We start from the raw sequence: 15,065 nt of genomic DNA, 5'->3' as shown, positions 1-15,065 counted from the left end.
AAACTTAACATTCCAAAGCATATGTGTGGAGTTTTCGGCATTTTCAACTCTAAAACTCCCGCTGAAGATACCTTTTACGGATTGTACTCACTGCAACACAGGGGACAGGAAGCCGCAGGTATTGTAGTGGCAGAATACAACAAGGCAAAGAAAAAAACCCTGTTCAAGCAGCACAAAGGCATGGGCCTGGTCTCTGAGGTATTCAAGGATGAATCGCTGTTCGACAACCTTTCCGGATATGCGGCCATCGGCCACAATCGATATTCCACAACCGGTTCCTCCAAATCCTCAAACAACGTTCAGCCATTTTCCCTTACCTACCGCTCCGGAAGCCTCGCCATAGCACATAACGGCAATCTCACCAACTCCAGGGCGCTGCGACGCGAACTGACCGAACTCGGCGTCATTTTCCAGGCTTCGTCCGATACCGAAATCATTCCGCATCTTGCGGCAAGAAGCCGCGAGAAAGAACCGCTGAACCAGATTTACGATGCGCTGCGTCAGGTTCAGGGTGCGTACTCGATGGTAATCCTGGCCAACAACCAGATGATAGCGGCCAGAGACCCTTACGGGTTCCGCCCTCTCGCGCTCGGCAGGAAAACAGATCCGCTCACCGGCGAGCTTTCCTATATCGTTGCCAGCGAAACCTGCGCATTCGACATCATCCAGGCAGAATATATCAGGGATATCGAGCCGGGAGAGATCCTCATGATCGATCACCTTGCCGTAGCGAATGAAAATCCCACTTCGATCTTCCTGCCTCCATCGAAACGCAAAGCCCGATGCATATTCGAATACGTTTACTTTGCCCGTCCGGACAGCTTCATTTTCAAGCATTCGGTCGACAAGGTCAGAAGAAACCTCGGCAAAAACCTTGCGCGTGAATCAAATATCGAACAGCAGCCGGGAGAAAAAGATATTACGGTGGTCAGCGTCCCCGACTCGTCGAATACCGCCGCGCTGGGATTCGTTCGCGAACGCAATAAAATGGCAAAGCCGGCCCGTTTCGAACACGGCCTCATAAGAAACCACTATGTCGGAAGGACATTCATCCAGCCGGGCATCCAGAGCAGGGATATCAAAGTCCGCTCGAAATACAATATCGTCAGGGGGGTACTGGTCGACCGCCCCATTATCCTCATAGACGACTCCATCGTACGAGGCACGACGGCAAAAATGCTGATCAAGCTTATCCGAGAAGCGGATCCGAAATCCATCCATCTGCACATCAGCTCGCCGCCGATCACCAATCCCTGCTTCTATGGCATGGACTTTCCCACCAAGCGCCAGCTGCTTACCCATCTGTTCGATACGGCAGAAAACGAGCAGGACGAAATAGAAAAAATCCGCGAGTATATCGGAGTCGATTCCCTGAAGTACCTGTCAATGCAGGGACTGCTCAACAGCGTTCCGTCGTTTGAAGACGAAACATGCAGTTACTGCACGGCTTGTTTCAGCGGCGATTACCCTATACAGGTCAGCGACGCAACCACCGACAAGGAAGAAAACGATTGAGAACAAAAAGTCAGGGACAGAAAACACAAAACGCCTTCCGTTTCCGAGGAAGGCGCTTTGCGTTTATGTTTTTCTGATCACTTCCGCTCGATCCGGAAGTGCGGCAATCATTTCTTGCCCTGCTTGAATTCGATGCGCACTGCAGTATGGGGTACGGCTTCAAGGCGTTTCTTGGGAATCGGCTTCCCCGACTTCACACAGATGCCATAGGTTTTGTTACGGATCCGGTCAAGCGCCTGATCGATGTAGCCGATATACTTCTCGTCGCGAGCGATAAACATGAACCGCTGCTCCCTGTCCATGGTCTCCGTGCCGTGATCGGCCATGTGCATGGAGTAGTTGGAGTTAATCGAGTCTTCCACATTCTCGTCCGAAAGCGAGGAACGAAGAATATCGAGATCGCGAAGCACCTCTTCCCTTCTTTTGAGCAGAAGCTGCCTGAAATGCTCAAGCTCCTCATCGCTCAGATAGGTTTTCGTCAGGATCGGCTCGTCCGCTCCTTCTACTTCCTTTCCTGGCATGCTGCCGGTTTTTTTGGCCATGATAGCTATGATTTACATGTTCTGACGGTAAACCGTAAAAAAAGATATGTAGTATACGACTAACAACATGACTTTTCAAGTGATAACCGGCACATTTCACCGTTTACCAACTCTTCAGCACCATTTTGCAGCTCCGCTCCGAACAGTGCGGTTTCAAGAGAGGATGCAAGAGTTTCCTCTTTAATATACGCATCATTTCGATTGACCGCATCGAGAAGTTTTTCGCTGCAGGCGATCTGCAGCCTGATCCTGTCGGTAATCTCAAGCCCGCTCTCCTTGCGAAGCGACTGTATCCTGCTTACCAGCTCGCGGGCAAGACCGAGCATTTCAAGTTCCTCGTTCATTTCGGTATCGAGCGCCACCATGATTCCCAGAACATCATCCGACGCCACAAGCCAACCCTCGATATCCTCATGCATGATCTCCACGTCCTGCCGTTCGATCCCGAAAATCCGTCCGTCGAACTCCAGTGACAATCGACCTTCCTTCTCGATTGCAGAGATCTGCCGGTGTGTCATGAGCCGGATGGCGTCGGCAAGCATTTTCATATCCTTGCCGTATCGGGGACCGAGCGTCTTGAAGTTCGGTTTGACTTTCTTGCTGATGACCGAGCCTTCGTCCTCGACATATTCAATCTTCTGCACATTGACCTCATCGAGAATAATGCCGGCTACAAGTTCGTAGTCGCTCCGCATTGCCGGACCGCTGACGGCAAGCAGGATGCGCTTGAGCGGCTGACGCACCTTGATGGAGGCCTTCTCGCGCATGGTACGGACAAGCGAGCTCACGGTCTGCGCCTTTTTCATACGCCCTTCAAGCGGCAGATCGACCAGAGATCTTTCGACTGCGGGAAAATCCGCAAGATGTATCGATTCCCATGCCTCACGCCCGCTCGTGCCGTTAAGGTTCAGGTAGATCCTTTCGGCAATGAACGGCGTGAACGGCGCAAGCAGTTTCGCAACGGTCACCAGACAGGTGTAGAGCGTCTGGTAGGCTGCCAGTTTGTCGGGGCCCATTTCGCTTTTCCAGAACCGTTTCCGGGAGCGCCTTATATACCAGTTGGAAAGGTCGTCAACGGTAAAGTCGCTGATCAGCCGAACCGCCCCCGTGAGATCGTACTGCTCCATTCGCCCGGTAACCCGCTCCACCAGGGTATTGAGGCAGGATAGCACCCAGCGGTCGAGTTCCGAACGCTCTTCAGGTGCAATGTCCGCTTCGGCGTAGGTGAACCCGTCGACGTTCGCGTAAAGCACGAAAAAGTTGTAGCTGTTGATGAACGCCCTGAAAAACCTGCGCTGCTCTTCCTCGATTTCCGCGGTATTGAAGGATTTCGGCCTCCACGGAGGACTCGACACCAGCAGATACCAGCGCAGTGCATCCGCCCCGTAACGCTCCATCGTCTCGAACGGATCGACCACGTTGCCCTTCGATTTCGACATTTTCTGACCTTCACGGTCGAGAATGTGGGCGTTGACGATGAGGTTCCTGTAGGCAGTCTTATCGAAAATCAGGGTCGCTATGGCATGCAGGGTATAGAACCAGCCTCTGGTCTGATCGACCCCTTCGGCAATAAAATCCGCCGGAAAGGTTTTTTCGAACGTCTCCCTGTTCTCGAACGGATAGTGCAGCTGCGCAAAAGGCATTGAACCGCTGTCGAACCAGACGTCCACCAGCTCGGGCGTGCGTTTGAAGCGCACACCGTCACGAATGAAGTAGATGCGATCGACAAACGGCTTGTGCAGGTCGAGCTCCACAAGACCCTGGTCGAGAGCCTCGCCGAGCAGATGACGCTCTCCGCCGATATCGATGAACCCCTCCCGCAGTTCGGCGACCGAACCGATCGCAAACAGCCTGCCCGATTCGACTGTATCCCCGATAGCGAAATCTTCCGACACCCATACCGGAAGCGGAGAGCCCCAGAACCGTTCTCTCGACAGTGCCCAGTCCTTGTTCTCTTCGAGCCAGTTGCCGAAACGTCCGGAACCGATCTCCGGAGGACACCAGTTGACGGTCCGGTTAAGTTCCACCATCCTGTCGGCAATTGCGGTCGTCCTGATATACCACGATTCGCGTGCGTAGTAGATGACCGGCACGTCGTAACGCCATGAAAAGGGATAGGTGTGGGTGATGGTCTCCCTGCGGTAAAGCCTCCCGGCCTCCTTGAGCTGACGGATGATCAGCGGATCGGTATCCTTGAAAAACATCCCGTCATAATCGGGAACCTCGGCAGTGAAACAGCCATTGCGGGCGACCGGCTGGAGCATGGGCAGATCGTACTGCCGCGAAAGCTCATAATCGTCCGCGCCGAAAGCCGGCGCGATATGCACGATGCCGGTACCGTCGCCGGTCGAAACGAACGAGGCTGTCGCAACATACCAGCACCGTTTCAGCGGCTGCATATAATGAAAAAGCGGTTCGTATTCCAGACCCTCAAGATCCCTGCCCTTCATGGAGGCCGTAACTTCCCAGAGCGAAGCTCCCTCCTCGTCCTTTTCGACAAGCACCGAAAGTCGCGACAGGGCAAGAATGAGCACTTCGCCGGTAGCCTTGTTGCGAACCTTGACATAATCGATATCGGCGCCGACAGCAAGCGCAACGTTGGAAATCAGCGTCCACGGAGTGGTAGTCCAGACCAGCAGACTCTCATCCGAGCCAATGACGGGAAACCTGACGTAGACGCTCGGATCGCTTACCTCTTTGTAGCCAAGCGCCAGTTCATGAGAACTGAGCACGGTCTCCGATTTGGGATCCTGCGGCACGATCTTGTAATCCTTATATATAAGTCCCTTATCGAATATCGTCTTCAGCGCCCACCAGACCGATTCGATATAATTATTGTCGCAGGTGATATAAGGATCGTCCATATCCACCCAGTACCCCATCTGCTCGGTCAGCCTGCCCCACCCTTCGCGGTTATCTTCGATATGATGGTAAACAAGGGCGCGGGCTTCAGCGTTGAACTCGCCTTCACCGTATTCGACAACCTGGGATTTGTTTTTAAGACCGAGTTTTTTTTCGACCGAAATCTCGACCGGCAGACCGTGAGTATCCCAGCCGGCCTTTCGCGGCACCTGGAATCCCTGCATGGTTTTGTAACGACAGACGACATCCTTGATGGTTCGGCTGAATACATGGTGAACGCCAGGCTTGCCGTTGACCGTCGGTGGACCTTCATAGAAGGAAAAGACATCTGCAGATGCCCGTTCTTCAAGTGTTTTGCGAAAGATCCGGCGCTCGTTCCAGTAGGACAGCACCTCTTTTTCGATAGCGCTGTAGGGTAAGCCGGTTGCATATTCGGGAAAGGTATGGGACATAAAAGATTTCGATTCAGGCAGACACGAATGAACGGAAAAACAAAAAATAATAATACGCAATTATGCGGCGCATAACAGAACAGGCAGACCTTTCCGTCCCGGAACAGTCTGCCTGTAAAGTCTATGCGAGAGAAAAACGAAAATAACAATCCAGGAATGTTACTCCATTATTTCTTGTCGCCAAGAGAAGAACTGACTCCGTCAAGAATCTGTTTGGCAACAACCGTCAGAGAGTCGAGAGCCTGTGCAACCATCTTGCTCAAAGGAGTAAGGGTGCTGTCGAGTAAGGTTCCGACGCCTACGAGTATGGTTGAAAAGTCACCTTTAACCGCATCGCCACCGCGGCTCTGCTGACCCTGTGCGGGCGTTTTCGTTTCTTCGGCCATGGTTACAGTGGTTTAAATTATCTCGTTATTTCTGGATACTGTCTGCAATGTAATATTTTTCGCAAAGCTATCAAAGCCGCACAGCGGCATTAAGCGCTTTGCCGTATCGGAGCCGGAAATCGTGATAGACGCTTACCGGACTGTTGCGGCACCGGAATCCGGAATCCTGCCGTAACGGTCGTCGATACGGACTATATCGTCTTCTCCAAGATAGCTGCCTGTCTGCACCTCGATCAGTTCCAGCGGTATTTTGCCGGGATTTTCGAGACGATGCAGCGATCCAAGCGGTATATAGGTGGACTGGTCCTCTCCAAGCGTGATCTGCCGGTCTCCGACGGTTATCTGTGCAGTACCCTTCACGACGATCCAGTGTTCTGCGCGATGGAAGTGCTTCTGCAGCGAAAGCGCGGCTCCCGGCTTGACGATAATGCGTTTGACCTGGAACCGGTCTGCAAGATCGACGGTCTCGTAAGATCCCCAGGGCCGGTAGACACGTCGATGCGTTTCGGCTTCAACCCGTTTGGAATCCTGCAGCTTGCGGACAATGGACTTCACCTCCTGAACCTTGTCGCGAGACGAAACCAGAACCGCGTCGGGCGTTTCGACGATAATCAGATTATCGACGCCCACGGCGCCGACAAGACGGCTGGTGGCGTGAATATAGCTGTCCCGGACATCCTCCACCAGCACGTCGCCTTTGAGTACGTTCGATGCATCGTCATGTTCATTCAGTTCCCAGAGGGCCGACCATGCGCCCACATCGTTCCAGCCCGCATCGAGAGGAACGACGACCGCTCGCGACGTTTTTTCCATAACCGCATAGTCGATCGAATCAGCCGGACACGCCGTGAAAGCGGAACTGTCGAGTCGCAGAAAATCAAGGTCAACGGCAGCCGATTCGAAAGCCCGACGACAGAGAGCGAGCATCTCCGGATTGAGCTGCTCAAGTTCGCGGAGAAAGACGTCCGCCCTGAAAAGAAACATCCCGCTGTTCCAGTAGTAGCCGCCGGAAGCGATATATCGCTCCGCCGTCACCCGATCGGGCTTCTCGACAAACTCGAGCACGGGAAAGGCGCCCTCGCTTGTCTCTCCTCCGGCCTGAGCCCTGATATAGCCGTACCCGGTCTCCGGACCGGCAGGTACGATACCGAACGTAACGAGGGCACCCGCGGCAGCCGCATCATAACCGGTACTGACTGCGCGGGCAAAGGCTTCGGCATCGCGAATCACATGATCGGCTGGAAGAAGCAGCAGAATCGGCAGCTCATGTTCCGAAAGCGCATGCAGAGCTGCGACCGCAGCTGCCGGCGCCGTGTTCCGGCCGGCAGGTTCGAGAATGATTCCCCCAATGTTTCCGGTAACTGCATGCAGCTGTTCTGCGACCAGAAAACGGTGTTGCTCATTGCATATGCAGCATACCGGGCCGACGTTGTCGAGCGCGCCAAGACGAAGAACGGTCTCCTGCAGCATGGTTTTGTCCGTCATAAGCGGAAGCAGCTGTTTCGGGTAGAGCGCACGGGAAAGCGGCCATAGCCGGGTTCCGGCTCCGCCGCTGAGAATGACTGGAATAATCATATGGAGGAAGTGATTGAAAGTTAAGATCGCAACTGATCCTGATAGACTCGCCACGTCGAAGAAATCAGGGTATCGGCATCGCTGAACTGCGGCCGCCAGCCGAGCAGCTCGCGGGCTTTTTTTGACGAAGCCACCAGTTCCGAGGGATCCCCTGCACGTCGGCCGGTAACCGCTGCGGGAATAGGTCTGCCAGTTATACGGCGAGCCCGATCGACCATTTCAAGTACGCTGATCCCATGCTCGCTGCCGAGATTGACCGAGAGGCTCTCTTCATGTTCGCGAATATACTCGAAAGATCTCACATGCGCCGCCGCCAGATCGCTGACATGAACATAATCGCGGATGCAGGAACCGTCCCGTGTAGGATAATCGTCTCCGAAAATCGAAAGTTGCGGACGAAAACCGGCAGCAACCTCCATAACGACCGGAAGCAGGTTTTCAGGATTGCGTTCAAGTCCCCGGATTCGGCCGGCGACGTCGTAACCGGCTGCGTTGAAGTAACGGATCGCAGCATATTTCATCCCTTTCAGGCGGTCATACCAGGCCAGCAGGCGCTCGATCTCAAGTTTGGTGAACCCGTAGAAATTTTCAGGCTCCTTCGGGTGCTCTTCATCGATAGGCAGATAACGGGGGCTGCCGAACACCGCTGCCGACGAAGAAAAAATAACCCTGCCGAGCGAGGCCGCCGTTGCAGCATTGAGAATATTGATGGTCCCGACAAGGTTCGCCTCGGCATACTGCTCGGGGTAAAGCATCGACTGGCCGGCAGCCTTGAGTGCCGCAAGATGCACGCAGCCGTCGAACCCGGCTGCCATGGCAGCGCCGAGACGGGCAGGATGCATGATATCTCCATGGATGAATCCGGCATCTTCGAACAGATTATCCCTTGTACCGGTAGAAAGATTGTCGAACACCGTCACCTGATAACCGCTGTCGAGAAATGCCCTGACAACATGGCTGCCGATATAGCCGGCGCCGCCGATTACGAGAATGCGCATACGAAAAAAGATAAACGTTCAGAAAAAACCGGGCACATCATGCCGGTTATCAGTCAGGAACACCCGGTTCCAGAATCTCCCTGAGCTTCCTGCTGACCGCAAGACTCTTTCTTGCTCCGGAAATCGCGTCTTCTGCCTGATTTTCGGAAAAAATTTCCCAGGGCGACTGGTGCCCGGCTTCCCGTCCATACTTGGCCAGCATTTTTTCATGTGAATCGTGCTGTTCCAGTTCGGGAAGCAGCTCCCTGATCAGAAGAGCGACCTCGTCAGAAACCGTTCCCTCGGCAAGCAGCTGCGGCAGATGTTTCTCCGGATGATGGGTCGATCTCGATACCCCGAAGAGCATGAGTACGGCTATACCGCAGTTTTCGATACAGAGTATCGAACCCGAAACGCAGGCTCGCCAGCGTTTCAGGCTGAAATCAACTTCAGCCTCTCCAAGAAACCCCTCGGCCAGAAGAAACCGGTAGGCAATATCGTTATGTGTTTTCATGATGTACCTCCATGAATTGACTTCGGACAGCCATTATGGCTCAGTTTCGTCAGGCAGCCCCGCACTATCGGGAGCCCATGCCTGCTGTACGAAAATATAGCAATTACCCCCGGATTTCTGTCAATGGTACATGGTTTCGTAATACTCCATATATGCGCCGGAAGTCACCTTATCGAGCCACTCCTGATTGGCGAGATACCACTCGACCGTGCGCTCCAGCCCCTCCTCGAAACGAATCGACGGGCTCCATCCCAATTCGCGCTGCAGTTTTCCGGAATCGATCGCATAACGCAGGTCGTGGCCCGCCCGGTCGGTTACATACGTTATCAGCTCTGCGGACTCCCCCGGCTTGCGGCCAAGTTTCCGGTCCATGATGTCGCACAGCAGCAGTATGAGATCGATGTTTTTCCACTCGTTATGACCGCCGATATTATAGGTTTCGCCATTCTTTCCCTCGTGGTAGATGAGGTCGATCGCCGCAGCGTGGTCGATCACCCAGAGCCAGTCCCGCACGTTTTCTCCTTTTCCGTAAACCGGAAGCGGCTTTTTCAGAAGAATATTGTTGATGAAGAGCGGTATCAGTTTTTCGGGAAACTGGTAAGGGCCGTAATTGTTCGAGCAGTTGCTGATGACCGCCGGCAGCCCGTAGGTGTCGTGCCAGGCCCTCACGAAATGATCCGACGAAGCCTTCGATGCCGAGTAGGGGCTGTGCGGATCGTAAGGGGTCTCTTCGGTGAACATGCCCTCGCTGCCGAGCGAACCGTACACCTCGTCGGTTGAAATATGGTAGAAGCGCTTTCCGACGAAATCCCCGTTCCAGCAGCTTCGTGCTGCATCGAGCAGGTTCACCGTGCCGACGACGTTGGTCAGCACGAACTGCAGCGGACTGGCTATCGAACGATCCACATGCGACTCTGCCGCAAGATGGATGACCCCGTCGAACCGGTTTTCGTCGAACAGACTTCCGATAAAGGCACGGTCGGTGATATCGCCTCTGACGAACCGGTAGTTCGGCTTCCGCTCGATATCCTTCAGGTTTTCGAGATTGCCCGCATAGGTGAGGCTGTCGAGGTTGGTAATCCGGCAGTCTGGATGGGCGCTGACGAAATGGCGTACCACATGGGACCCGATGAACCCCGCTCCGCCCGTGATAAGTATGTGCATGGCTTTATGCTGGTTAGCTTGATGGCTGGTTGGCTTGACTGGTTTTCAGCTGGTCGGCGAGCGTATCGTACCAATGGGGAATATCGACTCCCCAATCGGTCTTTATCGCTCCTTTGTTGAGTACGCTGTACAGAGGCCTTGGTGCCGGAGTGGGATAGCCGGCGCTCTCGATCGGGCTCACCCTGCATGGCAGATCGCGCAGCCTCATGATTGCCGTTGCGAAATCGTACCAGGAACAGACCCCCTCGTTCGAGTAGTGATAGAGGCCCGCATACCCTTTGCCCGGTTCCGCCCTGCTGATCACCGACAGGATCGCGCAGGCAAGATCGGAAGCCCTTGTCGGCGTTCCGACCTGATCGAACACCACATCGAGCCTTTCACGTTCCGCACCGAGACGAAGCATCGTGTTCAGAAAATTCCGGCCATGCAGCGAGTAAAGCCACGAAGTTCTGATGATCAGATATGACGGGGCTATCTCCGCTATCTGCTCTTCGCCCTGGAGTTTCGAGCGCCCGTAGACGCCGAGGGGATCGGGAGAATCGGACTCGGTGTATGGCCTGCAGGCTCTGCCGTTAAAGACGTAATCGGTTGAAACATGCACCAGCAGAGCGCCGTAGGCTTTCGCGGATCGGGCAAGTACTGCCGCCCCGTCACGATTGACCCTGTATGATGTACCCTGATCGGTTTCGGCCCGATCCACGTCGGTATAGGCCGCACAGTTGACGATCACGCCGCATCCGGTACTCCGCACCGCGTCCGTTACCTGCACCTCGCTTGCAATATCAAGTTCAGGAAGATCGTAAAACGAAAACCGCCAGTCCGGATATAGCCCGACGAGTTCCTTTATCGCCGTACCGAGCTGCCCGTTTCCTCCGGTTACAAGAATGTTCATGGGGTGGTTCATGCTGATGGATGAAAGGATACCGTTTATCGTCCGCCGTAAAGGACTTCGCGGGAACAGGCCTCATAAGAAAAGCAGTCCGCCGCAGACAAATCCGGCAGGGCCGAATCCTTCGACGACACCCGCACCGCTTCTGCCGGAAGCGGCCAGTCGATTGCAACGGCCTCATCGTTCCAGATAACACCGCCGTCGTATTGCGGCGCATAATAATTATCGCACTTGTAGGAAAACACAGCATCCTCCGAAAGAACCAGGAATCCGTGAGCAAATCCTCTGGGAATCCACATCATGGACTTTGTCGCCGAATCGAGCTCTGCCGCAACATGCTTTCCATACCAGGGCGAGCCTTTGCGCAAATCGACGGCAACATCGAGTACCCGCCCGTAAACGACCCTCACAAGCTTCGACTGGGTAAATGGCGGCTTCTGGAAATGCAGGCCGCGCAGCACACCGTACGACGACTTCGACTCGTTATCCTGCACGAAATTCACCTTGCCGATATGCTTTTCGATGACATCCTGCCGAAAAGTTTCGAGAAAATAGCCCCGCTCGTCGCCGAACACCTTCGGCTCGAAAATCAGAACGTCGGGAATGGAGGTTGCTATTACTTGCATAATGAATTAAAACAGCAATAAGTGACAAGAAGGCAGGACTCCATATCGGACGGATCTGAATGATCCGGCACATCCGGCAGCCCACTGCCTCCTCAGAACTCGGAACTCTCCCTCGTCTGCCCGAGCAGACGCAGAAGATACTGCCCGTACTGGCTCTTTAACAGCGGCTGGGCGAGCCGGTTGAGATGTTCGTCGCCTATCCACCCTTTGCGCCAGGCGATCTCCTCCGGACAGGCGATCTTCAGGCCCTGTCGTTTTTCCACGGTTTCTATGAAATTTCCGGCCTCCTGAAACGAGTCGTGCGTTCCGGTATCGAGCCACGCGAATCCCCGACCCATATTATTGAGCTTAAGCCGGCTGATGTTCATATACGCTTCGTTTACCGAAGTAATTTCAAGCTCGCCGCGGGCAGACGGTTTTATTTGTTTTGCAACATCGATGACATCATTATCGTAGAAGTAGAGACCGACCACGGCATAATTCGATTTCGGGTTTGCAGGCTTTTCCTCGATGGAAAGCACATTGCCGGCCGCATCGAATTCCGCTACGCCGTAACGCTCCGGGTCACTCACATAGTAACCGAAAATATTGGCCATTCCTTCTTCCCGAACGCTCTGAACAGCACGTTCGAGCATACCGCTGAATCCGTAACCGAAAAAAATATTATCACCAAGGATCAGGCAGACATCGTCGCTTCCAATGAAGGTCTCGCCAAGCAGGAACGCCTGCGCAAGACCATCCGGTGACGGCTGAACGGTGTAGGAAATGTCGATTCCCCACTCCCGCCCGTCACCAAGCAGCCTGATGAACATCGGCTGATCTTCGGGCGTCGTAATAATGAGAATATCGCGGATACCGGCAAGCAGCAGCACGGAAAGCGGATAATAGATCATGGGTTTGTCGTATACCGGCAGCAGCTGCTTGGAGATACCCTTCGTAATCGGGTAAAGGCGGGTGCCGGAACCGCCTGCAAGAATGATTCCTTTCATAGCAGTTCTATTCTCTTTCTGTACGGTAACGGATTATCATGGGGGATTATCCAGAGTGTTACACAACAATAATACCAGTGAAGCAGGAATGCAACAACTATTCGTATTTTCTGTTACTTTTCAGCAGATTCTCGGCAACTGTTCCCCAAGAGGCAGATCGATGATTCTCCTGCTGCCGAAGGCTGTCCGCATAACCACCATTCCGGCATGATCTGCCGTAACCGATCCAACAGAAACAGCCTGTCGTCCTTCATCGAAACGCCGCATCACTTCGAGCGCCTTCGAGGCTTCCTGTGCCGGAACGACTGCAATGAGTTTTCCCTCGTTTGCGACATGCAGGGGATCGATACCGAGCAGTTCACAAGCGCCCCGCACATCATCCCGAACCGGGATGGCGTTCTCATCGATATCTATGCCTACCGAGGATGAAACTGCCAGTTCGTTTAGAACGGAAGCAACGCCGCCGCGGGTAGGATCCCGCATGGCATGAACCTCAGGAACCTCATCGAGCACCGCAGCGATCATCCGGTTGAGCGGGGCGCAGTCGCTTCTGATAGCCGATTGAAAAGAAAGTCTTTCACGTGCCGTCATAATCGACATTCCATGATCGCCGATGGTGCCGGAAAGCAGAATGCAGTCACCGGGTTTCAGGTTTCGGCAGGAGAGAGAAACGTCGTCGCGGAGCACGCCGATTCCGGATGTATTGATAAAAATACCGTCACAGGAACCTTTCTGTACAACTTTCGTATCGCCGGTCACGATCATCACTCCGGCCTCGACGGCAGCCGCCGCCATGCTTTCGGCGATATGCTCAAGATCGGCAATCGGAAACCCCTCTTCAAGCACGAACCCCGCGCTGAGGTAAAGCGGCCGTGCTCCGCCGACGGCCAGATCGTTGACGGTTCCGTTGACTGCGAGCGTCCCTATGGTCCCTCCGGAAAAAACGTACGGGACAACAACATAGGTATCGGTGGTAAAAGCAATCCTGCCTGAAGGCAGGTCGAGTTTTGCCTGGTCGTCAAGCTGGTCGAGAAAGCGGTTGCTGAAACGGGGCGTGAAAACCCGCGCCGTCAACTCCTGCGACAGGCGACCACCCGCACCATGAGCCATCTGAACGGTTTCATGCCGAAGTATCGGGAGCGGACAACTGAACGGCTCTGTCATAATACGAAAGGATTGCGGTGATACCGATAGTAAGCGGCGCAGGCTCCTTCGGAGGAGACCATCGTTGCGCCAAGCGGGGTTTGCGGGGAGCATTCCCGTCCGAAAGCCGGACAGTCGGAGGGTTTGAGGTGACCCTGAAGCACCTCGCCGCTCCTGCACAGAGGCGACTCCTGGGGGGCGATGTGGCCCACGTCGAAACGTTTTTCGGCGTCGAAGCGGGCGTACTCCGGAAGCAACACGAGGCCGCTCTTCGGAATGACGCCGATACCGCGCCACGGACGGTCGGCCACCGCGAACACCTCGTTCATGACACGCCGCGCCTCGCGGTTGCCCTCGCGGCTGACCACCCGCCCGTAAGCGTTCACCACGCCGCCGCGCCCCTCTTCGAGCATTTCAACCACCTTCAGAATGCCGTCAAGCAGATCGACCGGTTCGAATCCGGCGGGTACGACAGGAACGCCGAACTCTTCGGCAACCGGCTCGTACTCCTCCCACCCCATGATGGCGCAGACGTGCCCGGCGGCGAGGAAGCCCTGCACCCGGTTGCCGGGCAACGAAAGAATCGCCCGCATGGCAGGAGGCACCATCACCTGGCTCACGAGTTCGCTGAAGTTTGATAGCCCCTCCCGCGCCGCCTGCCGGACGGCCATCGCGTTGGCCGGAGCCGTGGTCTCGAAGCCGACGGCGAGAAACACCACCTCTTTCGATGGATTGTCACGCGCGATCTGCAACGCTTCGAGCGGCGAAAAGACGATGCGCACATCCGCCCCCTCGCTCCGAGCCATGAAAAGGTCTTTCTGGCTGCCGGGCACGCGAAGCATGTCGCCGAAACTCGTGAGAATCACCCCCGGCATGGCGGCAATAGCCAGCGCACGCTCGATGGTTTCCAGCGGCGTCACGCACACCGGGCACCCCGGCCCATGCACGAGCCGGATGTTCGGCGGAAGCAGCTGGTCCAGTCCGTTACGCATGATCGAATGAGTCTGCCCTCCGCAGATCTCCATGATGGTCCAGGACTTTGCAGCCCTCTTACCGATCTCCTCGACAAGACGTGAGACCAATTCCGGATCGCGATATTCGTCGATATGTTTCATGATGCCTGCAGGAGGTTATATGACGTCATCAGGCAATGGAGGCACTTCGTCAGGCTCGAACGCTCCGCTGTCGATCAGTTCCTGCCAGAGTCTGAGGCTTTCGGCAGCTTCCTCCTCGTCGATGATTTTAAGGGCGAAACCGGCATGAACGATCGTATACTGGCCAGGCAGTATTTCCGGCACATATTCGAGACACGCTTTGGTCTTTGTACCGTTGACATCGACGACCCCCATTTTCAGGCCGTTTTCATCGCTTATCCCGATAAGCTTTCCGGGTATGGCAAGACACATTTTATTAATTGATAATTTATAGTTG

The 15,065-nt window shown here is 54.7% G+C and carries 14 protein-coding genes; 1 reads left to right on the top strand and 13 read right to left on the bottom strand.

Annotated elements, in window-relative coordinates:
- The first annotated feature begins 21 nt into the window (after positions 1–21).
- Positions 22–1,515: an amidophosphoribosyltransferase gene (gene purF, locus K4305_RS08455; protein ID WP_331561980.1), complete on the top strand. Its 1,494-nt coding sequence runs from the start codon at positions 22–24 to the stop codon at positions 1,513–1,515.
- Positions 1,516–1,622: 107 nt separating this feature from the next.
- Here the strand turns inward: purF and K4305_RS08450 are convergent, their stop codons facing one another.
- From K4305_RS08450 to K4305_RS08390, 13 genes are all read right to left on the bottom strand, one after another.
- A complete protein-coding gene (locus K4305_RS08450) occupies positions 1,623–2,057 on the bottom strand; it encodes a TraR/DksA family transcriptional regulator (RefSeq protein ID WP_331561979.1) in 435 nt (144 codons plus the stop codon).
- A gap of 59 nt (positions 2,058–2,116) precedes the next feature.
- Positions 2,117–5,371, bottom strand: coding sequence for an isoleucine--tRNA ligase (ileS, locus tag K4305_RS08445; protein ID WP_331561978.1), 3,255 nt, complete (start codon positions 5,369–5,371; stop codon positions 2,117–2,119).
- 167 nt (positions 5,372–5,538) lie between these two features.
- Entirely contained in the window at positions 5,539–5,757 is a 219-nt protein-coding gene (locus K4305_RS08440) for a hypothetical protein (protein ID WP_331561977.1), read from the bottom strand.
- Positions 5,758–5,889: 132 nt separating this feature from the next.
- Positions 5,890–7,332, bottom strand: coding sequence for a mannose-1-phosphate guanylyltransferase/mannose-6-phosphate isomerase (locus K4305_RS08435; RefSeq protein WP_331561976.1), 1,443 nt, complete (start codon positions 7,330–7,332; stop codon positions 5,890–5,892).
- A 20-nt stretch (positions 7,333–7,352) separates the two neighbouring features.
- On the bottom strand, positions 7,353–8,330 hold the full coding sequence (gene galE, locus K4305_RS08430) for a UDP-glucose 4-epimerase GalE (RefSeq protein ID WP_331561975.1): 978 nt from the start codon (positions 8,328–8,330) through the stop codon (positions 7,353–7,355).
- 49 nt (positions 8,331–8,379) lie between these two features.
- Positions 8,380–8,823 carry a hypothetical protein gene (locus K4305_RS08425; RefSeq protein ID WP_331561974.1) on the bottom strand — a complete coding sequence of 148 codons (444 nt, stop codon included), beginning with the start codon at positions 8,821–8,823 and terminating at the stop codon, positions 8,380–8,382.
- A 120-nt stretch (positions 8,824–8,943) separates the two neighbouring features.
- Positions 8,944–9,987, bottom strand: a complete 1,044-nt coding sequence (gene rfbB, locus K4305_RS08420) for a dTDP-glucose 4,6-dehydratase (RefSeq protein ID WP_331561973.1) — start codon at positions 9,985–9,987, stop codon at positions 8,944–8,946.
- 13 nt (positions 9,988–10,000) lie between these two features.
- A complete protein-coding gene (rfbD, locus tag K4305_RS08415; protein WP_331561972.1) occupies positions 10,001–10,879 on the bottom strand; it encodes a dTDP-4-dehydrorhamnose reductase in 879 nt (292 codons plus the stop codon).
- 35 nt (positions 10,880–10,914) lie between these two features.
- Positions 10,915–11,502, bottom strand: coding sequence for a dTDP-4-dehydrorhamnose 3,5-epimerase (gene rfbC / locus K4305_RS08410; protein ID WP_331561971.1), 588 nt, complete (start codon positions 11,500–11,502; stop codon positions 10,915–10,917).
- A 92-nt stretch (positions 11,503–11,594) separates the two neighbouring features.
- Positions 11,595–12,491: a glucose-1-phosphate thymidylyltransferase RfbA gene (rfbA, locus tag K4305_RS08405; protein ID WP_331561970.1), complete on the bottom strand. Its 897-nt coding sequence runs from the start codon at positions 12,489–12,491 to the stop codon at positions 11,595–11,597.
- Between the two features lie 120 nt (positions 12,492–12,611).
- Positions 12,612–13,655 (bottom strand): hydrogenase expression/formation protein HypE, encoded by a 1,044-nt coding sequence (gene hypE, locus K4305_RS08400; protein ID WP_331561969.1) that lies wholly within the window; start codon positions 13,653–13,655, stop codon positions 12,612–12,614.
- Positions 13,652–14,749 (bottom strand): hydrogenase formation protein HypD, encoded by a 1,098-nt coding sequence (hypD, locus tag K4305_RS08395; RefSeq protein ID WP_331561968.1) that lies wholly within the window; start codon positions 14,747–14,749, stop codon positions 13,652–13,654. Before hypD ends, hypE begins: the two co-directional genes overlap by 4 nt.
- Positions 14,750–14,764: 15 nt before the next feature.
- Entirely contained in the window at positions 14,765–15,040 is a 276-nt protein-coding gene (locus K4305_RS08390; RefSeq protein WP_331561967.1) for a HypC/HybG/HupF family hydrogenase formation chaperone, read from the bottom strand.
- Positions 15,041–15,065: the final 25 nt, after the last annotated feature.

Origin of the sequence: Chlorobium sp., from assembly GCF_036528655.1 — a bacterium.
Classification (GTDB): Bacteria; Bacteroidota; Chlorobiia; order Chlorobiales; family Chlorobiaceae; genus Chlorobium.
Note: the sequence above shows the minus strand (reverse complement) of the source record. Positions and strands in the feature narration are given on the sequence as shown.